A 25,926-nucleotide genomic window follows, 5' to 3' on the forward strand; every position below is an offset into this window, starting at 1 on the left:
TTCGTGAACGATCGCCTTGTTATTTTTACTCGTTATCCAGAACCGGGCAAGGCAAAGACGCGACTGATTCCGGCTTTGGGCGATGTAGCCGCCGCAGAGTTACACCGTCAGATGACTGAGCGGACGCTGACACAAGTTCGATTGTTACAGCAAAGCTATCCGGTGAGTGTTGAAGTCTGGTTTGCGGGCGGCGATCGCGATCAGATGCAAACCTGGTTAGGAGCAGATTTATACTATCAACCTCAGCCCGAAGGCGATTTAGGCGATCGTATGTCGCAAGCGTTCCAAGTTGGATTCGATCGAGGTGTCAAAGCAACGGTGATCATTGGTACTGATTGTCCAGAGTTAGAAACTCGATTGCTTACACAGGCGTTTGAGAACTTACAGCAAACTGATCTTGTGTTAGGTCCTGCAACGGATGGTGGTTATTATCTGATTGGACTGCGAAGATTTGAGTCTGGTTTATTTCGCTCGATCGCGTGGAGTACCGATCGCGTCTTTGAGCAAACAGTAGAAATCGCGACCCAGGTGAATTTATCGATCGCTTGTTTACCGATGCTGACTGATATCGATCGACCCGAAGATTTATCGGTTTGGCATCAAGTTAAAACATCCTATTAAATTGAGGTTCATGGCTAACTAGAAACGATAAGCTAGAGCAGAAACGGTAAAGGACTTGAAGATGAATATCGAGCAGAACCGTCAACGGAATCACACCGCAACATTGTATGGACGATCGCGCTTAGCCAACCCACAACAACAGCAGGCAACTTTAGCGGCGATCGATTGGTCACAAACTCCGCAGCAAGGTGATTTCGCTCAAACTTTAGTGGCTCATCAATGGCAACGTTTTCAACCGAGCAAGCTAGAGATTTTTCAAATCAATCTTGGCAAGCTTTGCAATATGACGTGTAGCCATTGTCACGTCGATGCAGGTCCCACACGCACCACTGAGAATATGGATCGATCGACGATCGATGCCTGTTTGCAAGCATTGGATCAAACCGAAGCGCATACCGTCGATCTCACGGGTGGTGCGCCTGAACTGAACCCGAATTTTCGCTATCTCGTGGATCAATGTGTTGCACGCGGTAAGCATGTGATCGATCGCTGTAATTTGACGGTGCTATTGTTGCCCCGAATGCAGGATTTGCCGGAATGGTTGGGCGATCGCGGTGTTGAAATTGTGTGTTCACTACCGCATTATCAGCAGCAAGGCACCGATACTCAGCGTGGCGATGGGACGTTTGAGAAGTCGATCGAAGCGTTGCAGCGATTAAATGCGGTTGGCTATGGAAAGGGCGATCCACAACGCCAATTAGTACTGGTGACGAATCCCTTGGAAACTTGCCTTGCCAAAATGAATCCCTGCATCGAAAAAGAATGGAAATCAGGGCTAGAGAAAAACTATGGCATTACCTTCGATCGCTTAATTGCCCTAAACAATATGCCGATCGCTCGGTTTCTCGAATGGTTAGAAACATCGAATAGCTTACAGGCGTATATGGAACGGCTTGTGAATGCCTTTAATCCGGGGACGATTTCAGGCTTGATGTGCCGTAACACACTGTCAATCTCTTGGGATGGTCGCATTTTTGACTGTGATTTTAATCAGATGTTGGACTTAGAGGCGCAACCGTCAGACGGTCAGCGACCCCACATCCGTGATTTTAATCTGGCGCAACTGGCTCAGCGTGAGATTGTAACGGGTCATCATTGTTTTGGCTGTACGGCTGGTGCTGGAAGTTCTTGTAGTGGCGCGATCGTGTAATTCTATGACTCGCTCAATTTTCGATGAACCTGCGGTTCAACCTTTCGACGAATACAATCAGGCATTACTCGCTCAGGTGCATCCTCCCGATTGGGTCAATCCTGAACCTGCTCCGCTCTATGACCTCGTTGTCATCGGGGCAGGTACGGCTGGTTTGGTCGTAGCGGCTGGAGCGGCTGGATTAAACCTAGGATTAAAAATTGCCTTAATCGAGAAAAGCCTGATGGGGGGCGATTGTCTGACGCTCGGCTGTGTGCCTTCTAAGACGGTGATTCAATCCTCACGAGTCGCGGCGACTATCCGAGATGCTGCAAGGTTTGGCATTCGTCCACCGGAATCGGTAGAGGTTGATTTTGCCGCAGTGATGCAGCGAATGCGGCGAGTTCGTGCCGAGATTAGCCCGCATGATTCAGCCAAAGAATTCAGTCAATTGGGCATTGATGTGTTTCTGGGTCGGGCAGCGTTTCTCGATCAGCGAACCGTTGAGGTAAATGATCGTCGTTTGCGTTTTAAGAAAGCAGCGATTACGACCGGGGCGCGGGCTGCTTATCCGGACATTCCTGGGCTGGTAGAAGCTGGATTTCTCACGCATGAAACGGTGTTTTCACTTGTCGATCGACCCAATCGTTTAGCGGTGATCGGCGGGGGTCCGATCGGGTGTGAATTTGCTCAAGCCTTTGGGCGGTTGGGGAGTGAAGTGACGCTGATTCATAAAAATGCTCATTTGCTCGATCGAGAAGATGCCGATGCCGCACAAATCGTTCAAGAGCGCTTTTCACAAGAAGGAATTAACCTGGTTCTCAGTAGCGCAGTGAAACGAATCGAGCAGACAGATGCAGGTAAGGTGATTTACTACGAGCAGCAAGGCGTAATTCAAACCGTAGTAGTCGATGAGATTTTAATCGGTGCAGGACGATCGCCGAACGTGGAAGGGCTGAATTTAGAAGCAGTGGGAGTTGAGTACAATGCTTCTGGCGTAATCGTTGATGATTATCTTCAAACGACGAACTCTCGTATCTATGCGGCGGGCGATATTTGTCTCAAGTGGAAATTCACTCATGCGGCTGATGCTGCGGCTCGGATTGTGATTCGGAATGCTTTGTTTGCTCCATTTGGAATCGGGCGTAGCAAATTCAATACGCTTGTGATGCCTTGGGCGACTTATACTGATCCCGAAATTGCTCATGTGGGACTCTATGAAACGGAGGCTCAAGCGAGAGGAATCAATACAGAGACGATTCATATTCCGTTTTCGGATGTCGATCGAGCCTTAACCGATGGCGAAACAGACGGCTTTGTGAAAATTCTGCTAAAACGCGGCTCAGATCAGATCCTCGGAGCGACGATCGTTGCCAATCATGCAGGCGATTTGATCAGCGAAATTACACTCGCGATGGTGACAAAACAGGGACTAAAAGCACTATCTCAGGTGATTCATCCCTACCCGACTCAGGCAGGAGCAATTAAACAAGCAGCAGACGAGCACTATCGTAAAACCTTTCTCAATCCCACTCTGCAATTTCTGTTAAAGCTTGTAGCAAAACTTTCGTGACTCAGCGAATATCCTCATAAAATTTCTTGAGGTAGTCCGCAGAGACACCAACTCCCCATAAAACACCGATGTACAGGTAGATTGCCGTTGCTTTCCAGGCTCCCCAATGCGCCACACGACGATCGGAAGATTGCACCACTCGATTGACCTGTCGAAGTCGCCCTTTTTGCACTAGGCGCAAGCACAAATCACAGTCTTCCATGATCGGAAGTGTCTCGTCGAAGCCACCACACTCCCAAAAATCACTCCGCCGACAAAACATGACTTGATCCCCGAATAAGAGGCGTAATCCTCGAAAGAACAAATGTGGTCTAAACAGCAAAGGTGCATAGTAAGTTTTGAGGTAGTTATGCAGCGAAATTCCCCAGCGAGTGGTTTGGCTTCCAGCCATTAGGGAAACAAAGCCGCCACCCGCAACGCTTGGATCAGCTAGAACGCGATCGATAATCGCAACTAAATCATCGGGCACACTCGTATCGGCATGGAGAAAACAAACCACATCCCCGATCGCTGATTTTGCCCCGTGATTCATCTGAACTGAGCGCCCACGTCGATCGCAAATTAGCACCTGCATTCCTGCTGCTTGTGCAAGAGTGACAGTTTGATCTTGACTGCCGCCATCGACGATCAGCACTTCGACGGGTGGCGGATCAAGGAGTGCAAGTTGCCGCAGTGTGCGTTCGATGTGATTGGCTTCGTTTAAGGTGGGAATGACGATCGAGACTTGCAGCATTTTCCCTAAAATAGCAGGCTAGTTGAGCGAAAAGCGCGTTAAGCAATCAATCGCTCTAAGGTTTGAAGCAGTGCCTGTTCATTATAAGGCTTCGGGAAATAAGCTTCGGCTCCAAGCTGCGTCGCTAGTTGTCGATGTTTATCTCCGCTGCGAGAGGTTAACATGGTCACCGGAATATGATTTAACTTGCGATTGGCTTTGAGCTTGGTTAACAATCCGAATCCATCGAGTCGCGGCATTTCGATGTCACAAACGATCGCTTGTACAGCAAGTCCGGCTTCGAGTTGTTCGATCGCGTCTTGACCATCTTTGGCTTGTTCCACCTGATAGCCCGATTTCGAGAGCGTCAAGGCGAGAAAACGTCGCACATTGATCGAATCATCAACGACGAGAATACTTGGAATCGTCGGTAGTGAAACGCTCGTTGCTGCACTGAGCAATGCAGGAAGAGAAGGCTGAACTCTGGGCGGACTAGTAACCTCATGCAGAAATTCTGGCACGTTCACCAATGGAACAACTCGCCCATCTCCTAAAATTGTACACCCGTTGTAGCCCGTAGGGAGTGGGAGAAAGCTACTCATCGATCGTGCGGTCACTTCTTGATCCGTCCAACAGCGATCGACTTGTAGTGCAGTCAGTTGCAAGCCTTGTCTGATGAGGATAACGCTATCTGATTCCAACATCGGCGGCGTTTCATAGCTATGTCTTGTTCGGATGCAGTTGAAGTGCAGTTTATGTTGCAATCGAATCAGTGAAACGGGCTGACCTTGATAGTCGATCGCTTCTCCGACTCCGGTTGGAATCACGTTTTCTGGCTTGAATAGAATCACTTCTGCGATCGCTTCACTCGGAATTGCTAATAGCACTCCATTGCTTTCCGCTAACACAACTCGCACCGTTGAAAGAGTCGCAGGAACAGATAAGGTAAACGTGGTTCCAACTCCAACTTGAGTGTTGATTGTAATTTCACCCCGGATTTGCTGGAGATGGGTGCGAACCACATCCATTCCGACTCCGCGACCTGAGAGATCAGACACTCGATCGCTGGTACTAAATCCGGGTTCAAAGATCAGCGATAACAGTTCGGCTTCACTCGCAGAAGCTAACAATGCAGGATCAAGTCCAATTTCGGCAGCCCGATCGCGGATTTTGTCGATCGCGATTCCTGCTCCATCATCTTGAATGGTAATCACCGTTCGATTTCCTTGCTGCATGGCTCTTAGTTCGATCAAGCCTTCAGCAGGTTTACCTCGCTCCATGCGAGTTTGGAAATCTTCAATGCCGTGATCAAACGCATTCCGAAGCAGATGAAGTAATGGATCTTGAAGGGTTTCTAGAATATTACGATCGAGCAATACCGCTTCGCCTTCAATGTGCAATCGCACCGATTTACCGTAGTCACTGCACCATTCTTGTAAAGCACGCGGAAAGCGATCGACCAGTTCGGCAAACGGGCGCATTCTCAATCGAGTAAAGCCTGATTGCAGTTGTTTTGAGGTCTTATTAACGTTTCTTGCACTTTGATCCGTGTCGTCGAGGCTAATACCTAGATCATCAGTGACTTCTTGCAGTTGCACAATCGTTTCAATCACCTGCTGTGAAAGCGAATGTAGGTCAGTGTAGCGATCCATCTCTAGAATATCGAATTCACTCGATGAAGAGAGGACACTGGTAATCGATCGACCACTCATCGCGGGTTGTGGCGTTGCAACTCGATCGTAAATGGTTCTTAGCTTATAGTTCACTTGCTGCAAGATTTGGAGCCGCTGAGCGAGTTGGCGAGTTAGACCGCGAATTCGTCTGAGATTGAGGTCTAAACCATTGCGATCGATGGTCAATTCGCCAAACAAATCTTGAATCCGATTGAGTTGACGCACCGAAACCCGTACGGTTGTGTTTGAGTCTTCTGTAATTTCATCGGTTGCCGTGATTGTTTGTACAACCTGAGCGGAAACGGTTTGAGTCACTCCGATCGGATCAATCTCTGTCGGAACTTGGTCAAGCTGTCCTGTGAGAATCAATGCTTGAGTGCGTCGCCAAGTCTTTAGCGCAGTACGAGTGACATCAGCAATCAAATGCTGAGGTGAAGTCAGTAAAGATTGTTCGATCGAATCACAAAGCTGAGTGAAATCTTGCAGTTGCAGCATTTCGCCCAGTCCGCCTAGTTCTTGAGCAAGTAAGATCGCTTCTGCTTTTAATCCAGATTGATTGGAAGTGGCGAGTAATTCTTCAAGCCGCTGGAGGCTCTCTTCCACCTCGGTTTCAAACAATAATGGGACAAGATCTTGATGATTGTCGATCGACAATACGGATGCTGCTGTTTCTGCTTGCGGTTCACCGAGCCGCGATCGTAGTTCTGCAAAAGTTGGTTCAACTTCTTTGCTGATCCAAGTTGGATTAATCGGTTCACCGTAGCGCTCAAAGCCGATGATTTGATAGAGACAGTTTACACAAAGCAGCAAGAGGTGATTCGTTTCGGAGTCGATCGCGATCGACTCACGCATCTTTAGCACTTTCAGCGCATCTTCTAATTGATGAGCTAACTCGCTGAGGAGCTTAAAGCCCATCATTGCGGCTCCACCTTTGAGCGAGTGTGCAACTCGTAGAGCCGCATTGATCGTGGGTGAGTTGAGTCCTTGAGAAAGTTCTACGATCGCAGTTTCTAGGCTAGCGATGTATTCTTGCGCTTCGTCTAGAAATTGCCGACGAATTTCTAGTTCCTTTTCGTTTGACATAGACTGTGAGAAAAGAGTAGAGGATAGAAGAGACTGTTTAGACTAATTCAACGCACGACGAAATTTTTCGCTCCGTTTCTGGGTGTTTCGCCCCCTAAATCCCCCATTCTGGGGGACTTTGAAGTAGAAGCGTTTCTCAAATCGAATCATTTTTCCAGGCTCCAAGTCCCCCACACGTGGGGGATTTAGGGGGCAGAAGCCGCAAACAACGAAGCGAAAAGATCTATCGAATTCACCCTAATTCACCTTGAAGGTTCCAACCGATTGTTGAAGTTCTTGAGCAATATCCACGGTTTGACGCAGCGAGTTTGAAACCTCGATCGACGAATCCGAAGTTCGTTCTGCAATCTCAGCAATGTTCTGCATTAAGGTTGTAATCGTGTGCGAAGTTTCCACCTGTGACACGGTTGCGATCGAGATGGATTGCACGAGTTGATCAATTTGATGAGACACAGCAACAATCTGCTCTAAGCTTTGTTTCGCATTCTTGACAAACCTTGTCCCTTCCACGACTTGTGTGGTTCCTTCTTCCATCGCCTCAACCACATCGCTCGTTTCGCGCTGAATGTCTGCCACTAACTGTTCAATTTCGTGAGTTGCATCTGCTGCACGAGCCGCTAATGCTGCGACCTCTTCAGCGATCGCGGCAAATCCTTGACTCTCATCTCCCGCCCGCGCCGCTTCAATTCCCGCATTGATTGCAAGCAAATTCGTCTGTACGGTGATTTGATTAATCAAAGACACCGCTTTAGAAATCTGCTGCGAAGATTCTCCCAATCGTTTGACCTTCTTCGCAGTATCTCCGATCGTGTGTCGCAGTCCTAAAATCTGCTGAACGGTTAGATCCATTGCCATCCCGCCACTTTCAGCGGTCATCGAAGCACTACGGCTGACTTCTGCGGCTTTTTGAGCACTTTCGGCAACTTTCTCAATCGATTGCATCATGTGTTGCACAGAATCGAGTGTGGCAGAAGTTTCTTTAGCTTGCTTTAAAGCATCTTGAGCCAGATCCCGTACGGCGTATTCATGCTGACCCAGTGAAGAATTGACTTGTAAGGAAGCTTGCTTGACTTGACCGACTAAATGCTGGAGATTTTCCACGATCGAGTTAAAGAAATCAGCCACCGTTCCAATCTCGCCTGGAGTCACATCGGCTCGAACGGTCAAATCTCCCATTGCTGCCCGTTCAACGTGACGTAATAGTTGCAGCAGTTGAGATTGTAAGGCATCTTGAGTGCGTTGACGCTCTTCCGCTAAAGCCTGAATGCTCGTCACTTGCTGACGTTGCTCGGTGAGCTTCACTTGCTCTAGCGCATTACCGAGATGAACTGCAATCTGAGTAAATAAATTAATTTCCCAAGATTCCCAATAGTGCGAACCAGTACAATGATGACCCACCAGCAACCCAATCAGCTTGCCTTCGACGACCATCGGTGCAACAATGTTCGCCTTTACCTGAAAGGCTTCAAGTTGTCCCCGGTAGCAAGAATCAAGATCTGCATCTTCGACGTTTGAAATCGTTTGCACATGCCCATTGCGGTACTTCTCAACATAGCGCTCTGAGAAGCAAGGATCATAAATGTTGGTTCCCAGTGCGGCTTGAAACTCTAAACCAACTGACTCTGCCACAATTCGACCCTTCCAGGTTTCATCGAACAGATAGACGATCGCTCGATCGACATCAATCAGCTTCCGAACTTCATTCACACCCGACTGCATGATCAAGTTCGCATCGAGCGTTTTACGAATGTTGAATGTTGCTTCGTTCAATCGCTGTAAGTTTTGCGAGGTTTGGGTTTGCTCAGAAATTAGCTTCTGAAGCTGTCCCGCCATGTAGTTGATGTTGCTACCCAACAGTGTAATTTCATCATCTCCAACGATTCGCAGTCGGGTATCAAGCTGTCCTTGCCCGATTCGTTGAACCGCTTTTGCAACAGAGACAATTCGCCGAGTCAAGCGATTTGCTAATAATGTGGCTAACCAAGCGACTAACGCGGCTGCAATGATGGTACTCGCTCCTAATAGAAGCAACAAGGTTCTTCTAGCTCGAAAAGCGTTTTGGGTATTGTTGCCTAACATTAATTGCCAGTTGAGATCAGGCAGATTGTCTAACTTTGTCCAAGGGCTGTAAGTGAAAATAAACTGATCGCGTCCTTCATTGAGCGATCGCGTATTGACTTGTGCCGTAGACTTCATCTGAGGAAATTCAGGGAACAAGACTGGCGCTTCTTGATTCAATCGCTCTGGTCGAGAACTGAGAATTACACGATTGGTTGCTGGATCAATGATGCTATACTCACGCCCAATCAAGGTGTAGGTTACAAGCTGTTCAGAAAGCTTTTCCAGCGGCAATGTCGCTCGAATCACCGCGATCGTTCTTCCGTTTTGAGTGTCACGAACCGGAGCCGTGAGATAAATCTGAGAACTTTTGCTGTCTGCGGTGACGCTCGATTGACTGAATGCAGCTCGATTCGCTCGGATTGCTTCTTTGAAATATTCCTGACTCGATTGGTTCGGATCGGGTCGATCGCCCGATTGCAGAATTGCATTCCCTTCCAAGTCGAATACTGCAATATTACTGTATTGAGCATACGATTGAGTAATGCGATCGAGTGCTTCATTTCGCTCTGCTAAAACTCCTGGATTCCGAATCGTTGCTTCAGTCAGCATCGGAAAGTTTGCCAAGGCTTGAATATCTGCGTATCGCTGCGCCATATAGCGACTGATCAAATCACTCAAGCGGGTTGCTGCTAACTGTTGTGCGCCTGTGACTTGCTGTGTGATCGCTTGATTGGCGAAAAAGTAGCTGGTAAGTCCCATGACAGCGATCGGAACTGTACTGAGAACTATCGCAAAAATGGCTGTTTTTTGGCGTAAAGTCATGCGATCGAGCCAGTTTTGAACAGGTTTAGGAGCAGAACGAACGGGATCACTAGCACGATAGGCAGGCGGTGTGATAAACCGCTTGGAGTTGGGAGAGAGTTGGTCAATCATGAGTCAGCGAGTATCTTGGGGGAACGTGAACAATTAGAACAATTCATTGTGCTGAAAGCTTGGAGACTGCACGATCGCTTCTGCATCAAGCACAAACATTACTTCTTGTTTTTTCAGCACACAGCCGCTGAGATAGTGTGAAAATCGTCCAGTAGCATGACTCAGAGACGGCTGAATCTCTTCGGATGAAAGCCAAGTCGAGCCATGAATCTGATGCACTGCGATCGCGAAAGCAGTCGAACCGACTCGCAGAATGATGAAATCCTGTTCGGCTAAATGCGCATTGATGCTACCGACCTCTAGCAACTGTGCAAGATCGATCGACCACATCACTTGTGCCTGTCGGTGCATCAATCCCAGTACATACGGCGGCATCTCTGGCATCGGAGTGAGATGTTGCAGCGATCGAGAAATGGCTTCTCGCACATAGTTCATCGGCACCACGACCGGAATTTTTGCGCCGAGATCGAATTTGAGATACACCTGACCCAAACTTCTAGGAATCGAGGATCGCACAGCGATCGCGGAACTTTTCATGTTTAACCTCCCACAGATTGAACCGCTCGAATCAATTGGTCACGAGTAAACGGTTTTGTCATATACAAATCTGCGCCCTGTTTCATGCCCCATAGTCGATCGATGTCTTGGTTCTTCGAGGTACAAATAATGATCGGAACATCTTCTGTAATGGGATGCCGTTTAAGAGCGCGACAAAGTGCAAATCCGCTCATTCCGGGCATCACCACATCAGTCACAACCACATCGGGCTTATGTTCCGCGACTTTATCGAGTGCTTCTTTTGCACTCACTGCTTCAATCACCACATAGCCGCCTTCCTGTAGATAATGGCTAAGCAGTTCTCTTTCTGAAGCAGTATCTTCGACAATCAAAACAGTATTGATTAACATTGAGTTCAACCTAGTTCAGAGCGTTCAAATCGCATGAATGGGAATGTATTTCGCGATCGTGTCGAGCAGTTCTGTGCGCGTAAATGGCTTGGTCAAATAGCCAGATGCGCCAACCAGTTTGGCTCTTGCTCGATCGATAAATCCGGTGTGACCCGTGACCATGATCACGGGAGTTGCTCGAAATCTCGGATGCCGTCGCAACATTGCACAAAGCTCATACCCATCGAGATTCGGCATTCCAACATCGAGCAAAATCACATCGGGGTTGTGTCTCATCACTTGCATTAACGCTTTCAGTGGATCAGCAATCATCACCACATTAAATTGCTCATCTAAATGAGTTTGAATTGCTTGCAAAATCGAGGGGCTATCATCAATGCAAACAATTTTGTACGATCGTGGCTCTACTGCAATCAACGTTTCAACAGGTCGCTCGATCACGGCGGTCTGGCTGCCAAACTGCATTTGACGAGTGCTCGATCGTGCAGGCTGATGGTTCCTTGCTAGTAGTGGTAAAAGCTCCATCCGGCACAGTTCTGGATAAGGATCGAACTTAGCGCGTTCAATCACTTCCGACTGTCCTTCATAGAGCATCAGAAATCCATTCAGAACTTCCTGAGCCACTTCTTTGATCAACTGTTGTGCTTGATCGATCGTGAGATACTGCTGCTCGACTAATCGCAGAATCGCTTGGTAATCGGGGCTAATCCGGCTCTGCGGCGGTTTACGATCGAACAATGATCGAATCTGCGATCGCATCGCGCCACCCAGATTTGGAACTCGCTGGCTCAATCTGCCGAGATGTCGATCGAGTCGCTCAAAAGGAGACAGCGAACTGGTCGCAAAGGTGAGTTCTCCTTCGCTGAAGTAGATTGACCAATCTGCAAGGTTCGTTTCAACTTGAAGGCATCCCGTTAATCGTTGATGCACTAATCGAAGCAGTAAACGATGCGGATGCAGGCTCGGATAGGATTTCACCATAGCGCTCCGTAAGGGTGGATCGGTTTCGCCCAGATCCGCCAAAACTTGGGACGTGCACAAGTTTTTCAATTGATAACTGGGCAGTGAGGTAGTGCAGCCCGTTAAACTCCCTGAGATGCGGACAGCCGCTATTGATCGCACTGATTCTGAACGGTAGGACAATCGATAGATGCTGATTCACACGGTCTGAGTTATTTGTAGCTTACTGGTATTTACGGAGAAAGACAAGCTTCTTAAGAGAATCTTGAAGATAATACCGAGAGGTGAAAAATTTAGATTTTTTGAGAGTGTAACTTCTGCGACTCAGATATCATCGGAATTTCAAAGCTTTATCAGCGAAATCAGGACTGAAGAGATTAAATTTGATACTAGAATTTTAAGTTTTTCTCTCGGCAATTACGCGGAGAATACCATCCGTAGATTCACGGTACTGGATTACTAGAACTTCATGAAGCACGCAAATTTAAAAAATAAAGGGTGCGTTTTGGCAAGTAACGCACCCTCGATTGTTGTTATTGACTTCGCCCAAATAACTAAATGCCCAGCCGCTGATAAACCTGATCTAAGTTCTTGAGGTGAACTTGTGGATCAAAACATTCATCGAGTTCAGCAGGCGACATTGTTTCAGTCACACGCGGATCGTCGCTCAAAAGCTTGCGGAAGTTGCCATCATCTTTGTTCCAAGCTTGATGGGCACAAGATTGCACGATCGCATAAGCATCTTCACGGCTCAATCCTTTCTGCACTAATGCCAGCATCACTCGCTGACTGAACACGACTCCGCCGTAAACGTTCATGTTCCGCGCCATGTTTTCGGGATAAACCAGCAGATTTCTCACTAAATCTGTTGTTTCAACCAACATAAAGTGAGTGAGAATGCAGGCATCAGGCAGTGCAACTCGTTCTACAGAACTATGAGAAATATCCCGCTCATGCCAAAGTGCGACGTTTTCTAAAGCTGCAACTGCATATCCTCTCAGTAAACGTGCCATTCCGGTCAGCCGCTCCGATCGAATCGGATTTCGCTTGTGGGGCATTGCTGACGATCCTTTCTGTCCTTTTGAAAAGAACTCCTCGACTTCTAAAACATCGGTTTTTTGCAAATTGCGGATCTCAACAGCGAATCGCTCGATCGAGGCTCCCAACAGCGCCAACCCATTCATAAAATCCGCATGTCGATCGCGAGAAATCACCTGAGTCGATGCTGTATCCGGTTCCAATCCCAAATGCTGACAGGTCAATGCTTCGATGCGTGGATCAATATTCGCATAAGTTCCCACGGCTCCAGAAATTTGACCGACCGCGATCGATTTTCTCAACGCACAAAGTCGATCGCGATGTCGCAGCATTTCTGCTAACCAGCCTGCAAGCTTAAATCCGAATGTAATCGGCTCCGCATGAATGCCATGCGATCGACCAATCATTACTGTATTGCGATGTTGTTGCGCCTGATATCGAATCGCCTGGATCAACGCTTCCACCTGCGTCATGATCACGTCTAAGCTGGCGACCATTTGGAGTGCAAGCGCGGTATCTAACACATCGGAGCTGGTCATCCCTAAGTGAATGTAGCGTCCCGCATCACCCACATGTTCATTGACATTCGTTAGAAATGCAATCACATCATGACGAACTTGTGCTTCGATTTCCAGAATCCGACTGACCTCAAATTTGGCTTTCGATTTAATTTCTTCGACCGCTTCAGCCGGAATATAACCTAGCTCGGCTTGTGCTTCACACACTGCAATTTCAACATCGAGCCAGGTTTTAAATTTGTAGTGATCCGTCCACAAATCGCCCATCTCAGGCAGGGTGTAACGCTCAATCAAGGTAGGTTGCTCAAATTCAACCGTCACATTGTAGCGCCTCGTGCTGACGCTTTATCGATCGATCTTTAAGAGGATGTTTGGAAATCGATCGTTGATTGCAGCACTCGCCCCGGAATGAAATTCGGGGCGGGAGTACAACGCAGCGAAGGAACTATCATACTGTGTTCAAACCTTGCCTAAGCTCGTCCGGTACAAGAAAGCCCCTCAACGATCGCGGAAGGCGTAAAGCACGATCCATTCCACTCACCATCGCCTCCCAACTCCACCAAATTCTTCAACGCGGTATAAACGCTACCTGCAACCATCGTGTCTTTAACTCTGCCCACGATTTGACCATTCTCAACTCGATATCCCAAATCGACATTGATCGAAAACTCGCCAGAAATCCCCGCGCCCCCTCCAAGCATTTGATCCACGATTAAACCGTTGTCGATCGACGAGATTAATTCCTCTAAAGACTTCGTTCCTGGTTTCACTAAAATATTGAACAGTCCTGGTGTTGGATAGCTTCCTAAACCCGATCGAAATCCGTTCCCAGTCGTCCCACTGCCCAAGGATTTCCCGGTTGTACGATCGGCGTAAAACAGTTGCAGTTCACCTCGATCGATAAACGTAATCATCCGAGTCGGTGTCCCTTCATCGTCAAACGGACAGCTAAACGGTCCTACATTCGGCTGCTGTGAAAGGGTGATCGCTTCAGAAGTCACAAGCTTTCCTAATCGATCGCTCCAAGGGGATGCCCCTTCGATCACTTGCTTGCCATTGAGTGCCGATTGCACCGTTCCCCACAGCATGTCCATCGCTTTCGAGGTAAACAGAATCGGCACTTTTCCGACTGGGGGCGCAGTATTTTCTTTCGCCCAATCCAGTCGTTGTAAAACCTGTTGTGCGATCGCGATTGGATCAAGTCGATCGCGTTCCGTCTGTCCATCCGCCACATTGAGAAAGTCATCGCCCCGAACCCATTCGACTTCGAGAAACCCGCTCAATGTCGTATCCGTATAGCCGCAATCAAGACCATTGGAATTAATTAATCGCGTCGTTTCCGCTTCACAATCCCAACCACACGAACAAAGCACCTCCGGATAACGATCGCGCACCAGTTCGATCGCGATTTTGCCCCATTCAACCAACTGCTCAACCGCAACTGTCTTACCCACATCTGGATAAGACAGTTGTGAGGCAGGTGAAAGCTCTATGTCTTCGGGTTCATTGAGTTGACTAATCGCGATCGCTCGATCGACTAATGCTTGAGGTTCAACATCTCCATAAGCTACCGCTAATCCTGGACGACCTTGTTTCCACAACCGTAAAGCCGTTCCTTCCGCCTCAGTGCTTTCCAGTTGTTTCAAACGATTCGCTTCAAAAAAGACCGGACGAGAAAGCGATTGCGATTGAAACACTTCAGCAGACTCGGCTCCATCGCGTAAAGCCAGATCAAGCAATTGTTCGGGTAGGGGCATAGAAACTTGGGAGACAGACAGCAAGAGTTCGGGAAACTGGACGATACCCAACTCTTGATCACTGTACGCTAAATTGATTTCCTGTTCGCGATCGACTTTGAATTTCAAAGACCCAGCAAATCATCCAATTCGTCGATCGCTTCACACGGAACCGACTGACTATCTCGATCAATCACAGGTTGCGATCGCTGAATCGTTACAGAACTTCCCTGCAATCGTCCATACAGATAATCATCGGCATACTTACGAAACACAGCTTCGATCGCGGCTCTGGCATTTTTCAACCCCCATTCCGCTGCAATCAGTTCTGCCTTTTCGATTACATCTTTGCTGAGTCTCACTTTGTTGTCATACATAGCTGCCACCCCTCAGCGATCGGAAACAATCCACGCACATTCGCGAACTGCGGATCAGGCATCACCGCAAACAATTTCCGCCCGGCTAACCGTTCAGCGATCAGATGTGAACTGCCTCCAGTGACCAGAAATCGAGTCACACGCGGCATATATGGAGTGTACTGAGCTTTAATCGTTTGAAAAATCCCCTTAAACCAAGGATCGAGGTACTCTTCGAGCCACAGCGACCAGGATAATCCGGTGTCTGCATAACAATGACCGGATTTAAAGCCATCCATGACGATCGCGGGATCAACCGTCGTTCCCAAGCCATCGATCAACCGTCGATCGAAACTAATTGCTGTCGCCAACTCGTACGATCCACCGCGATCCATGACATTCTCATCAATCACATCGCCCTCAGCATCAATTAGGCGAGTCAACCACGTTCCGCCACCGATATCAACCACGATCGTATATCCACTATCGGGAATGAGTCCTAGCTGTTCAGCATAGCGATAAGATCCGATTCCTTCGCGCTCTACTTCAACATGCTCAACTGTGATTCTAAATGAAATTCCATTCCGTTTAAACTCGTGCATTCCAAGCAGTTGAGATTTGATTGCATCTGCGTTACGACTTGGATCAGGAGTCGAAGCGTAAACATGCAGCGGAAATTGACTGAGTTCTTCATCGCGCTCTGGTTCCAGACAGGCATAGAGATGCAGCCTTGACAAATCCACTTTGTTCTCGACGACGGTTTGCTGTTGGCGGCGATATTTGTACGCTTGTGTGCCAAAATGATAGCGAGTTCCATCCGGCAGCTCGATCAGCGGCGACTGGTCGGAATAACGCACCGGGTCACGTCCTTGAGGCAGTTGGAATCTGACCGATCGAATGGCTCTGGGATGTCCTGCACCGTTCCAAAACTTGAGGTCATAGTTTCCAGCATCCAGTGCGATCGTGCGGTGTGTGACGATTCCGGTGGTTTCTTTCCGAGGTCTACTGCGAGTGCCTAATCCGTTCATGGCGTTGTCCTCAACAAGATAGGGGCAATACGAATGTTTTTAGTACCTACGTACTATATTGGGTTTCTGGCTCGGTGTCAACCTGGGGACAAACAAATTTGCAAAACTTGATTTCGCTCTAGCTGGGTCAACCTGTGATATGGTGATAAAAGCTAGGGCGATTGGCACAGGGGTAGCGCACATCCTTCACACGGATGGGGTCACTGGTTCAAATCCAGTATCGCCCATAGAAATTGAGCATAAGTTTTGATAGAGCTTCCGCGTGTGCGGGGTTCGATTTGTAGTAACGATGTGAAAAGTCTAGTGATCTCGAAACTCCAATTCCAAGTCATAATGAGTTCAGCGTTAACACGACCCAACACATGATGGACGCTTTTGAACCTGTTCCGCCTGCATGGACACAAACGGCAGTCCATTCCTACTCTTTCTCTTGTCCAACCTGTCACAAGTCTTCAAAAGAAGCAGATCGCGTTTGGATCAATCGTCGATCGCCTGTTTTTACCGAGGACTACCGCAAAAAATGGCAGGAGTTCTATCACTGTCAATGCGGGCAAGTGTGGTGGGCTTGGAGTAATGAGCGCCCCCCCAGCGAACTCGGCAATCGTGAAGATGAACCCCGCCGTAGTCGCTTCGATTCGTTCAACCCTTTTGACGATTTCTAGGCATCAAGTCTCGAATTTCACGCAGTAATGGCAATGACGGAGCGGTTTTGGCTCTGGGTTGGGTGAGAATGCCGTGTCGCGGGCTGAGGAGAAACGCAAGGAAAAACAAACCCGATGCGACCATGACGATCGCGGCTCCTGATGGCAGATTGTAAAAATAGCTGAGATACATGCCGCTGATACTGGAAAGAATCCCGATCGCGGCTCCCAGAATCATGACATGGTGCAATCGTTTGACAAGTAGATAAGCGGTTGCACCTGGAGTGATCAGCAGCGATAAAACTAAAATGACTCCAACGGCTTTCATACTGGCGACGATCGTGAGTGCGATCAGTACCATTAAGCCTAAATTCAATAAATTCGTCGGTAGTCCTGTGGCTTGTGCGCCGAGTGAATCAAAGGTGTAGAAAAGTAGTTCTTTGTAAAAAAGAAAGACGACCGCTAAAATCACCGTAGCAATGATCGCTGTATCTCGAACATCGCTAACGGTAACGCCTAAAATATTGCCAAAGAGAAAATGGTTTAAATCAATCTTGTTATCTTTTTGAATCACCGTGATTAATGTGATTCCCAATGCAAAAAATGCACTAAACACAATGCCCATCGCAGCATCTTCTTTAATCGGCGATCGCGCTCGTATCCAGGCAATGATTACAGTACTTAAAACGCCTGCGATAAATGCACCAACAAAGATATTAAATCCGAATAGAAACGCGATCGCGAGTCCCGGTAGGACAGAATGACTAATCGCATCCCCTAGAAGGGCTAACCGCTGAACGATCAGATAGCTTCCTACGATCGCGCAAATCAATCCGACAAGAATCGCAATGATTAGCGATCGCTGCATGAATCCGTATTGTAAAGGCTCAATCAGGGCATTCATGGTTAAGCAGCTTCCGAGAAAAAGACGACTCTACCACCGTAAGCCTGTTCGAGATTTTCTTGGGTCATGACTTGCTGACGGGTTCCACTGGCAACCAGCGATTTGTTCAGCAAAATCAAATCATCGAAGTGCGTGATCGATTCGCCAAGATCGTGATTTACGACCAGAATCAATTTATTTTCACGAGTTAATTCTTTGAACACATCAAACATAATCGACTGTGTTTTCTGATCAATTCCGACAAACGGTTCATCAAAGCAAAACACTTCTGCTTGTTGTGCCAGTGCGCGAGCGAGAAAGACTCGTTGCTGTTGACCGCCTGAAAGATCTGAGATAGCTCGATCGCGAAATTCGATCATTCCGACGCGCTCTAGTGCCTGAGTTGCCAACCGCCGACTAATCGAAGAATACCGCTGAAACCAGCCCGTTTTCTTGGTGCGTCCCATCATCACCACATCCCAAACCGTCACCGGATAGCTCCAGTCAATTTGTGATCGCTGCGGCACATACGCGACTTGTTCCAATTGATCGACTAACGGTTTTCCTTGATAGAGCACCTTGCCGCTAATCGACGGGATCAATCCCAACATCGCCTTGATCAGCGTACTTTTCCCGGCTCCATTCGGTCCAAAGATGCCAACTAAGCGACCCGGTTTCACCGAAAAGCTGACATTGCTCAAAGCTTCGATCGAGCGATATTTCACGCTCAAGTTATCGACTACCAAATTCGATGCGGCTTGTTGTGCTTGTGTGTGCACCGTGAATCGTGGATTTGGGCTGGTGTTGTCAAAAAAGGAAGCCGACTGCATAACGAGATCTCCAGTCAAAAATGAAAGAAAAATGAAAGCCGTAAATACTAAGTTACCGCAAAAAATGAAAGGAATATGAAAGCTCGGAAAAATAATTTGATTTGTGAATCCTGACTCTGAGTTTAGGCAAGGTAGGATCAAGCGCAATCAGCTTTCAGGAAGACGATCGCATTCGCCTCTCGACACATCTATGATGGAAACTGCGTTTATTTCGGAATCTCAGCTTTGAATCAGTTTTCTTTTCAGTGCCAAGCTCGCTGCAAACACACTCACGCCCGCGCTGGAGTCTTCCACACACCGCATGGAATCGTTGAAACTCCTCGATTTATGCCTGTGGGAACCCTAGCGAATGTGAAAACGATGACACCTGCCCAACTCGAAGAGACGGGGGCACAGATGGTGTTGTCGAATACGTATCATTTGCACTTGCAGCCAGGGGAGGACATTGTAGAAAAGGCTGGAGGTGTTCATCGGTTTATGAATTGGTCGAAACCGATGCTGACTGATTCTGGTGGGTTTCAGGTGTTTAGCTTGAGCGAAATGCGATCGATTACCGATGAAGGTGTGACGTTTCGATCGCCTCGTGATGGGCAAATGATCAAAATCACGCCAGAAAAGTCGATCGAGATTCAAAATGCGCTGGGTGCAGATGTAATTATGGCGTTCGATGAGTGTCCACCACCGGGAGTGGGACGCGATGCCACCGAGAAAGCTACAAATCGAACTTATGAATGGCTGAAACGCTGTATCGAGGCGCATCAACGATCGGATCAAGCTCTGTTTGGAATTGTTCAAGGTGGAGAATTTTTGGATCTCAGAGCCGAAGCGGTTCGACAGTTGACTGACTTAGATTTGCCCGGATATGCGATCGGGGGTGTCAGCGTGGGAGAAGCTCCTGAAGTTATCGATCGCGTGGTTCAAGCGACTACACCTTTATTACCGGAACATAAACCGCGCTACTTGATGGGAGTGGGAACCTATCGGGAAATGGCAAGAGCGATCGCCGCAGGAATGGATTTATTTGATTGTGTGATTCCCACTCGATTAGCAAGGCATGGAGCGGCACTCGTGCAGGGAGAACGCTGGAATTTGAAAAATGCGAGATTTAGAGAAGATTTCGCGCCGATCGATGAAAGTTGCCCTTGCTATACCTGTCAGAATTTTAGTCGGGCTTATGTGAGTCATTTACTGCGATCGCAAGAATTGCTGGCTTATACACTAATCTCAATTCATAACATCACTGAGTTGATTCGATTCACCCAACAAATTCGAGCCGCGATTTTTAACGGCACGTTTCACACTGAATTTGCAAAGTGGATTGAACCTGCATAAGTTACTCTGCAAAAATTTCAGTTAACTTATCGAGAATGGCTTTTTGTTCTTCTGAACTCACCTGAGCGAGAAATTGAACGAGTCGAATTTTGTCTACTGCCCGAATTTGATCTAATACAATCTGCCCTTCTTTTCCTTGAAACTGACAATCTACTCGAAAGGGAAAATTTCGCTTGACCGAAGTTAAGGGCGCAACTAACACTGTTTTTAGCGATCGATTCATCTCATCAGGAGAAAGAATCACACAAGGGCGAGTTTTCTGAATTTCGGCTCCAATCGTTGGATCTAGCTGGACTAGAAAGACATCAAATCGACGAGCTACCACTGCCATTCGGTTTCGTCCCATTGCGTTGGAGTTGCATCATCTAGCAATCCCTCGTCACCGTGTTCCGCAATGACCGCCCGGATTGCATCTTCCCATCCTGCTCGTGGATGAGTTGCAGGACGGATGATCAAGCTATTTCCTTGCACTTCGATTTCTACTTCAGTTTGAATGCCGCTCTGTTCTAGAAGCTTTTTCGGAATGCGGATACCTTGAGAATTTCCGACTCTTACAATCTGCGTCTTAATTGTCCTACTCATATTGCTTCTACAAGATGCAATCACATTGTAATTACATCGGCAAAATTTGATCAACTTCAGACGACTCTCGAATCATGTTAAAATCCGTATCAATTATGAGTCCTGTGTTGGAGAGGTTATCGCGTCATGGAAGCAGTAATGCTACTTGCAAAGTTGCCCGAAGCTTATTCGATTTTTGATCCGCTGGTGGATGTCCTGCCTGTGATTCCGGTTTTCTTTTTGTTGCTGGCGTTTGTGTGGCAAGCGGCAGTGGGTTTCAAATAAATCACTGGAACAAAACGATAAAAAAAGAGGGGGCGATTTTGACCCCCTTTTTTGTTGAGTTTATTTTCGCCCACCAATCGCTTTCTGAAACGCTGGACGTTCTGCAAGTCGCTTCATGTAGTTCACCACATTCGGGTATTCGCTCAAATCGAGTCGTAACATCAGCGGAATGTAGGCGAGAAGCGAACCGACTGCGACATCAGAAACCGTGAATTGATCGCCTGCAATAAATTCACGCTTGCCAAAAATCTCGTCAAGCGGCTTCATCAAGCGGGGCATTTCTCGTTCTCGATTGGCTTCGACGAAAATTCCGGGTCCTAAAGTGGCATTCGCAAAAAGAACCCACTGAGCTGCGATGCCTCTGGCGCACGCGGACGTGTTCGCTTTTTCATTTAGATCCGCCTTGCCATATCGATCGAGCAAATACAGCAAAATTGCGCCCGACTCCCAAAGTTTGAGATCGCCGTCTACGATCGCGGGAACTTTGGCGAACGGATTGATTTCGCAAAAGTTCGGTTGTCGGTGTTCTCCAGCTTGCATATCGAGCAGGATGAATTCGTAGGGTATCTCTAATTCTTCGAGATACCATTGCACGATCGAGGCTCGACTCCGCGCACCGCCATACAGCTTCAGCATATTTACAGAACTTCGTGAGTGTACTTATGTTGTTTTACATTATCTTCGGTTTTGACAATGCGCTGTGAGTTGAGGACGCGCTTACGATCGATTGAAAAATTAAAATCGGTGCGGGTTGTGCCTGCGGGAATGTAGGATTGAGCGCTCGTTTTGGCTTTGTAAGTCCGAGCGGATGAAGTGGCGCGAAAGGCGAAATCATCGCAAAACTGCACGTCAGCGGGGAAGTTCTCCGGCAGGTGAAGTGAGTCTTCAGTAATTAAAGTGCCGATCGTGGTTGCGGTTGCGAGTTCGTAAGAGGTGGGAATGCCTTTGACGATCGCTTCGAGAGCAGCGGACGGAATGGGTTCGACGACGTGAACTTCATGAACACCGTCATCGTCTTTGATAAAACAAGTAGCTAAACCGACGACAAGGTAATCATCGCTTGCGAGGTCGGCGGTCTGTGGGTAGGAAATCGTTGCGGTCATAATTTGAGGAGAATAGTCATATTGGAACGATCGTATCAAGCGCACCTGACCCAATTTTTGGAAAGACGTAATTCTTAACTGTGGTTCTCGCAGCGTGCGAAAGTAGAGGACAATGATTTTGCCAGCAAAACTTTGACGCACAGAAGAGAGCTACTGGAATGACCTTTAACACCGTGACAACACAGCCGTTTTCTGACCAAAAGCCGGGGACTTCTGGCTTACGAAAACTCGTAACCGTCTTTCAGCAACCGCGCTATCTCGAAAATTTTGTGCAAGCGATTTTCGATAGTATTGGCGATTTTGCGGGACAGACTTTAGTACTGGGCGGCGATGGTCGCTTCTACAATCGGCAAGCCGTTCAAATCATTCTCAAAATGGCGGCAGCGAATGGATTCGGGCGGGTGAAAGTGGGTCAGGGTGGGATTCTTTCGACTCCTGCGACTTCTGCCGTGATTCGGAAGTACAACGCTTTTGGCGGCATTATTTTGTCTGCGAGTCACAATCCGGGCGGTCCTGATGGCGATTTCGGGATTAAGTACAACATTGGGAATGGTGGACCTGCGCCGGAGAAAGTCACTGAAGCGATTTACGATCGCAGTAAAACCATCACCGAGTACAAAATTTCTGATGCTTCCGATGTGAATTTAGATATTCTCGGAACGACACAGCTTGATGGAATGACCGTTGAAGTGATCGATTCGGTGATTGATTACGCGGCACTGATGGAATCGCTGTTTGATTTCGATCGTATTCGTCAATTGCTGACAGGTGGAAAGTTTCGGATGTGCATGGATTCGCTCCATGCGGTGACGGGTTCTTATGCTCACGCAATTTTTGAAGGTCGATTAGGCGCACCAAAGGGAACGGTTCAAAATGGCACTCCGCTGGAAGATTTTGGCGGCGGACATCCTGATCCGAACTTGGTTTATGCTCATGATTTGGTGGAAGTTCTTTTTGGTGAAAATGCTCCGGATTTTGGGGCGGCTTCGGATGGAGATGGCGATCGTAATATGATTCTCGGTCGTCACTTTTTTGTGACTCCAAGTGATAGTTTGGCGGTACTAGCAGCGAATGCAACTCTAGTTCCGGGCTATCGAAATGGACTGGCGGGAATTGCTCGATCGATGCCCACTTCACAAGCGCCCGATCGCGTGGCTGCAAAACTCGGAATTGATTGCTACGAAACGCCCACGGGCTGGAAGTTTTTCGGTAATCTTCTGGATGCTGGCAAGGCGACTCTCTGCGGTGAAGAAAGCTTTGGAACCGGATCAAACCACATTCGAGAGAAAGACGGTTTATGGGCGGTCTTGTTTTGGTTGAACATTTTGGCGGTCACTGGAAAGTCTGTTGAAGAGTTGATGCGAGAACATTGGCGGACGTATGGACGGAACTATTATTCTCGACATGACTATGAAGCGATCGATAGCGATCGGGCTAATACACTAATCACGCAACTGAGAGAAAAGCTCCCAACGCTGAAAGGTCAGAAGTTTGGTAACTATGAAGTCGAGTACAGTGATGATTTTAGCTACACTGACCCGATCGATGGCAGTGTCAGTCAGAAACAAGGGGTGCGAATCGGATTTACCGATGGTTCGAGAATTGTTTTCCGATTGTCGGGAACGGGAACACAGGGCGCGACTTTGCGACTGTATGTAGAACGGTATGAGGCTGATCCGTCGAAACATGAAGCTGATCCACAGGTGGCATTGGCGGAATTGATTGAAATTGCCGATTCGGTAGCGCAGATTAAATCATTGACGGAGATGGATCAACCGACCGTGATCACCTGATTTTGGATTCGATATCGATCGATTTAGGGATCACATCGAATTGCGAAATAATGGGGTAATTGTGGGGTGGGCATCTTGCCCGCCTAGGGAAACAGGCAAGATGCCTGTTCCACAATTGATTCAAATTAGGAAAACAAACCATGCAATGGCGCGTTATTGCCATCGGAATCACGATCGCGAATCTCCTGACAATTTCCCCCGCCCAATCCGCCCGAATCGCCTGCCCTACCGAGGTCGAACCCCTCGTGCAAGCCCTTCTACCAGATTTACCTGGATACGCCAATCGAATTACTGTTCGATCGCGCCTCGGTAACATTCGCCTTCCTAGAAATTCGGTTGTACTAGCAGGACGACCAGAATTTGCACCGTTGTCATTGAACAGCGATCGACCGATCGATCCCACCCTAAAACAAGCCTTCATCACCACGCTAGAACGAGAAACCGTTAGCGGAAAAGCGATCGACCTACAACAATTTCACTGGCTCTTTCTCACCCGCACCTCAGAAGGTTGGCAGCTTGTTTTAATGTTTACTCGTATTGGTACGACAACCCCCGATCAACCAATCACTCCCCCACGAAACAGCCGTGAAGGAGCGATCGGACAAGCGATTCAATTGTGGTTACGCGATTGTAATGTTCGCGGGATTCGAGTGAAACGTTAGTGAGCCATCATTGCTGCTTCTGCTATCTCTTGCCTGGTTGCCTTCGGTTCTCTGAGCAAAAATGCACACAAGAATGCAACCACGATTCCCGCCATTCCTAACACTTGGAAAAACAGTTGATTCCCCTGTACGGTTTGCGGCAACAAACTATAAGTTGTGGCATAAAGGACTGATCCAACACTGCCATAAGCGCCAACGTTTCCAGCAATCTGACCCGTCACACTGCGCTTAATTAATGGAGCAATTCCGAAAGTTGCACCTGCACCACCGAAGACAAAGAATGCACAGCCCATTGTTAGCAGAATCGCGATCGGTAATGGTAAGTCTGCATGAATCTGACTCATCACCATATAGCCAATACCAACACCCGCAATCATTGCGGTGAGCGTCCATTTCCGGCTACCAATCTTATCTGAAATCAACCCTCCCGCCGGACGAGCCACCAAATTCATCAATGGATAGGTAGCAGCAACTGGACCTGCAATGTGATGACTGAGGTTAAAAGTATGTTCAAAGAACTCTGGCAGCATCGATACCACTGCTAATTCTGATCCGAAGCTCACAGCATACGCCAGCTCTAACACAAAGACTTGCCCCATCTCATAGCGATCGTTGTTCGGATAGCTTTTCTGACCTAGGACTACTTCACGATTGACTCGAAACGCTTGATAAGCTTGTAATGCAAACAACAGCGCCAAACAAACCCAAACACTATACATCGCAGACGGTGTAAGGAATTTCACAAGCTGTAAGCGCCATGCAATCAAACCCATTGCACCAAACAATGGAATATTAGTGAGAATCAATGCACCGAAGCTCTTTCTCGAAGTCACTTCCATGCCACCATCACGGGCAGGACGCTGATACTCTTTACCGGGTGGTGTATCGCGAACATTGATGTAAAACAGAATGCCGAAAATGAGTGAAACTAAACCGGAAAGCGCGATCGCGAATCTCCAATTCTCATGTCCTGAATAGAGAAACGCTGATCCAAATGCAACGATCGGCAAAAATGCTTCCGATGCAAACGATCCAAAGTTTCCCCAACCGCCGTAGATCCCTTGTGCAAGTCCAATCTGCTTAGAAGAGAACCATTCGTTAACTAAGCGAATTCCCACCACAAAGCCTGCTCCGACAACCCCCATCGCTAAGCGGCTCCAAACCAGTTGATCAAAGGTTTGCGCGGCTGCAAATGCCCAACAGGGAAGGGCGGCATAAACGAGCAATGACGAATAAGTAATTCTCGGACCAAAGCGATCGAGCAACATTCCGATGATAATCCGAGCGGGAATGGTGAGCGCTAAGTTACAGAGTCCGATTGTTCTCGCTTGAGCCACAGTGAGATGCAGATCCTCGCGAATCACTGTCGAGAACGGAGCATAGTTAAACCAAACAACAAAGGTGAGGAAGAAAGCAAACCAAGCAAAATTTAAGATCCGATACGGACCTCGAAACGACAATAATCCGCGCAGCATCGTAGAATACCTTTAGAAAAGAAACAACTGAC

Annotated in this window: 25 protein-coding genes and 1 tRNA gene; 9 read left to right on the forward strand and 17 right to left on the reverse strand. The window is 47.8% G+C overall.

Translation table 11 applies throughout. From position 1 onward, the window contains the following. Positions 1–3: 3 nt before the first annotated feature. From NIES2104_RS21715 to NIES2104_RS21725, 3 genes are all read left to right on the forward strand, one after another. Complete coding sequence (locus tag NIES2104_RS21715; protein WP_202815102.1) at positions 4–621, forward strand: TIGR04282 family arsenosugar biosynthesis glycosyltransferase; 618 nt, start codon at positions 4–6, stop codon at positions 619–621. Positions 622–682: 61 nt separating this feature from the next. Continuing rightward, positions 683–1,771 (forward strand): arsenosugar biosynthesis radical SAM (seleno)protein ArsS, encoded by a 1,089-nt coding sequence (arsS, locus tag NIES2104_RS21720; RefSeq protein ID WP_059000310.1) that lies wholly within the window; start codon positions 683–685, stop codon positions 1,769–1,771. A 4-nt stretch (positions 1,772–1,775) separates the two neighbouring features. Beyond that, a complete protein-coding gene (locus NIES2104_RS21725; protein ID WP_059000311.1) occupies positions 1,776–3,323 on the forward strand; it encodes a mercuric reductase in 1,548 nt (515 codons plus the stop codon). A gap of 1 nt (position 3,324) precedes the next feature. Here NIES2104_RS21725 and NIES2104_RS21730 read toward each other — a convergent pair whose 3' ends face one another. From NIES2104_RS21730 to NIES2104_RS21775, 10 genes are all read right to left on the reverse strand, one after another. Next, entirely contained in the window at positions 3,325–4,056 is a 732-nt protein-coding gene (locus NIES2104_RS21730) for a TIGR04283 family arsenosugar biosynthesis glycosyltransferase (protein WP_059000312.1), read from the reverse strand. A 38-nt stretch (positions 4,057–4,094) separates the two neighbouring features. After that, a complete protein-coding gene (locus tag NIES2104_RS21735) occupies positions 4,095–6,791 on the reverse strand; it encodes a hybrid sensor histidine kinase/response regulator (RefSeq protein ID WP_059000313.1) in 2,697 nt (898 codons plus the stop codon). A 237-nt stretch (positions 6,792–7,028) separates the two neighbouring features. Continuing rightward, positions 7,029–9,785: a methyl-accepting chemotaxis protein gene (locus NIES2104_RS21740; protein ID WP_059000314.1), complete on the reverse strand. Its 2,757-nt coding sequence runs from the start codon at positions 9,783–9,785 to the stop codon at positions 7,029–7,031. A gap of 33 nt (positions 9,786–9,818) precedes the next feature. Continuing rightward, the gene (locus tag NIES2104_RS21745) at positions 9,819–10,322 is read right to left on the reverse strand and encodes a chemotaxis protein CheW (RefSeq protein ID WP_059000315.1); all 504 of its coding nucleotides are present in this window, start codon (positions 10,320–10,322) and stop codon (positions 9,819–9,821) included. Positions 10,323–10,324: 2 nt separating this feature from the next. Then, positions 10,325–10,693: a response regulator transcription factor gene (locus tag NIES2104_RS21750; protein ID WP_082690058.1), complete on the reverse strand. Its 369-nt coding sequence runs from the start codon at positions 10,691–10,693 to the stop codon at positions 10,325–10,327. A gap of 24 nt (positions 10,694–10,717) precedes the next feature. Then, complete coding sequence (locus NIES2104_RS21755; RefSeq protein WP_059000317.1) at positions 10,718–11,674, reverse strand: response regulator; 957 nt, start codon at positions 11,672–11,674, stop codon at positions 10,718–10,720. A 533-nt stretch (positions 11,675–12,207) separates the two neighbouring features. After that, positions 12,208–13,530 carry an adenylosuccinate lyase gene (gene purB, locus NIES2104_RS21760; RefSeq protein WP_339375181.1) on the reverse strand — a complete coding sequence of 441 codons (1,323 nt, stop codon included), beginning with the start codon at positions 13,528–13,530 and terminating at the stop codon, positions 12,208–12,210. Positions 13,531–13,679: 149 nt separating this feature from the next. Next, complete coding sequence (locus tag NIES2104_RS21765; protein WP_339375182.1) at positions 13,680–15,074, reverse strand: TldD/PmbA family protein; 1,395 nt, start codon at positions 15,072–15,074, stop codon at positions 13,680–13,682. Next, entirely contained in the window at positions 15,071–15,322 is a 252-nt protein-coding gene (locus NIES2104_RS21770; protein ID WP_059000318.1) for a hypothetical protein, read from the reverse strand. Before NIES2104_RS21770 ends, NIES2104_RS21765 begins: the two co-directional genes overlap by 4 nt. Further along, positions 15,304–16,329 carry a ParM/StbA family protein gene (locus tag NIES2104_RS21775; protein ID WP_059000319.1) on the reverse strand — a complete coding sequence of 342 codons (1,026 nt, stop codon included), beginning with the start codon at positions 16,327–16,329 and terminating at the stop codon, positions 15,304–15,306. The genes NIES2104_RS21770 and NIES2104_RS21775 overlap by 19 nt, the downstream gene beginning before the upstream one ends. A gap of 155 nt (positions 16,330–16,484) precedes the next feature. Here NIES2104_RS21775 and NIES2104_RS21780 point away from each other — a divergent pair. After that, positions 16,485–16,556 (forward strand) — tRNA-Val (locus tag NIES2104_RS21780). Positions 16,557–16,691: 135 nt separating this feature from the next. Then, positions 16,692–16,991 (forward strand): hypothetical protein, encoded by a 300-nt coding sequence (locus NIES2104_RS21785; RefSeq protein WP_339375183.1) that lies wholly within the window; start codon positions 16,692–16,694, stop codon positions 16,989–16,991. Here the strand turns inward: NIES2104_RS21785 and NIES2104_RS21790 are convergent. Next, a complete protein-coding gene (locus tag NIES2104_RS21790; protein ID WP_059000321.1) occupies positions 16,969–17,874 on the reverse strand; it encodes a metal ABC transporter permease in 906 nt (301 codons plus the stop codon). The genes NIES2104_RS21785 and NIES2104_RS21790 overlap by 23 nt on opposite strands. A 2-nt stretch (positions 17,875–17,876) precedes the next feature. Continuing rightward, the gene (locus tag NIES2104_RS21795) at positions 17,877–18,683 is read right to left on the reverse strand and encodes a metal ABC transporter ATP-binding protein (protein WP_059000322.1); all 807 of its coding nucleotides are present in this window, start codon (positions 18,681–18,683) and stop codon (positions 17,877–17,879) included. A 225-nt stretch (positions 18,684–18,908) separates the two neighbouring features. Between NIES2104_RS21795 and tgt the strand changes: the two genes are divergently transcribed. Next, positions 18,909–20,015 (forward strand): tRNA guanosine(34) transglycosylase Tgt, encoded by a 1,107-nt coding sequence (gene tgt, locus NIES2104_RS21800; RefSeq protein ID WP_263971009.1) that lies wholly within the window; start codon positions 18,909–18,911, stop codon positions 20,013–20,015. A 1-nt stretch (position 20,016) separates the two neighbouring features. Here tgt and NIES2104_RS21805 read toward each other — a convergent pair whose 3' ends face one another. Both NIES2104_RS21805 and NIES2104_RS21810 read right to left on the reverse strand, forming a co-directional pair. Continuing rightward, positions 20,017–20,346 carry a type II toxin-antitoxin system PemK/MazF family toxin gene (locus NIES2104_RS21805; RefSeq protein WP_059000324.1) on the reverse strand — a complete coding sequence of 110 codons (330 nt, stop codon included), beginning with the start codon at positions 20,344–20,346 and terminating at the stop codon, positions 20,017–20,019. After that, positions 20,334–20,597, reverse strand: a complete 264-nt coding sequence (locus NIES2104_RS21810) for an AbrB/MazE/SpoVT family DNA-binding domain-containing protein (RefSeq protein WP_059000325.1) — start codon at positions 20,595–20,597, stop codon at positions 20,334–20,336. Before NIES2104_RS21810 ends, NIES2104_RS21805 begins: the two co-directional genes overlap by 13 nt. A 126-nt stretch (positions 20,598–20,723) precedes the next feature. Between NIES2104_RS21810 and NIES2104_RS30615 the strand changes: the two genes are divergently transcribed. Next, positions 20,724–20,861: a photosystem II reaction center protein K gene (locus NIES2104_RS30615; RefSeq protein WP_063270214.1), complete on the forward strand. Its 138-nt coding sequence runs from the start codon at positions 20,724–20,726 to the stop codon at positions 20,859–20,861. Between the two features lie 60 nt (positions 20,862–20,921). Here the strand turns inward: NIES2104_RS30615 and NIES2104_RS21815 are convergent, their stop codons facing one another. After that, the gene (locus NIES2104_RS21815; protein WP_059000326.1) at positions 20,922–21,497 is read right to left on the reverse strand and encodes a glutathione S-transferase family protein; all 576 of its coding nucleotides are present in this window, start codon (positions 21,495–21,497) and stop codon (positions 20,922–20,924) included. 2 nt (positions 21,498–21,499) lie between these two features. Then, a complete protein-coding gene (locus NIES2104_RS21820; RefSeq protein ID WP_059000327.1) occupies positions 21,500–21,964 on the reverse strand; it encodes a hypothetical protein in 465 nt (154 codons plus the stop codon). 158 nt (positions 21,965–22,122) lie between these two features. On the opposite strand from NIES2104_RS21820, the gene NIES2104_RS21825 reads away from it, so the two are divergent. Together NIES2104_RS21825 and NIES2104_RS21830 are read left to right on the forward strand one after the other, a co-directional pair. Further along, positions 22,123–23,757 carry an alpha-D-glucose phosphate-specific phosphoglucomutase gene (locus tag NIES2104_RS21825; protein ID WP_059000328.1) on the forward strand — a complete coding sequence of 545 codons (1,635 nt, stop codon included), beginning with the start codon at positions 22,123–22,125 and terminating at the stop codon, positions 23,755–23,757. Positions 23,758–23,897: 140 nt separating this feature from the next. Further along, positions 23,898–24,419 (forward strand): hypothetical protein, encoded by a 522-nt coding sequence (locus NIES2104_RS21830; protein WP_059000329.1) that lies wholly within the window; start codon positions 23,898–23,900, stop codon positions 24,417–24,419. Here NIES2104_RS21830 and NIES2104_RS21835 read toward each other — a convergent pair. Then, entirely contained in the window at positions 24,416–25,894 is a 1,479-nt protein-coding gene (locus NIES2104_RS21835; protein ID WP_059000330.1) for a NarK family nitrate/nitrite MFS transporter, read from the reverse strand. The two genes, NIES2104_RS21830 and NIES2104_RS21835, sit on opposite strands and share 4 nt — an antisense overlap. Between the last annotated feature and the right edge of the window lie 32 nt (positions 25,895–25,926).

It is taken from the genome of Leptolyngbya sp. NIES-2104 (assembly GCF_001485215.1).
Lineage (GTDB): Bacteria > Cyanobacteriota > Cyanobacteriia > Leptolyngbyales > Leptolyngbyaceae > Leptolyngbya.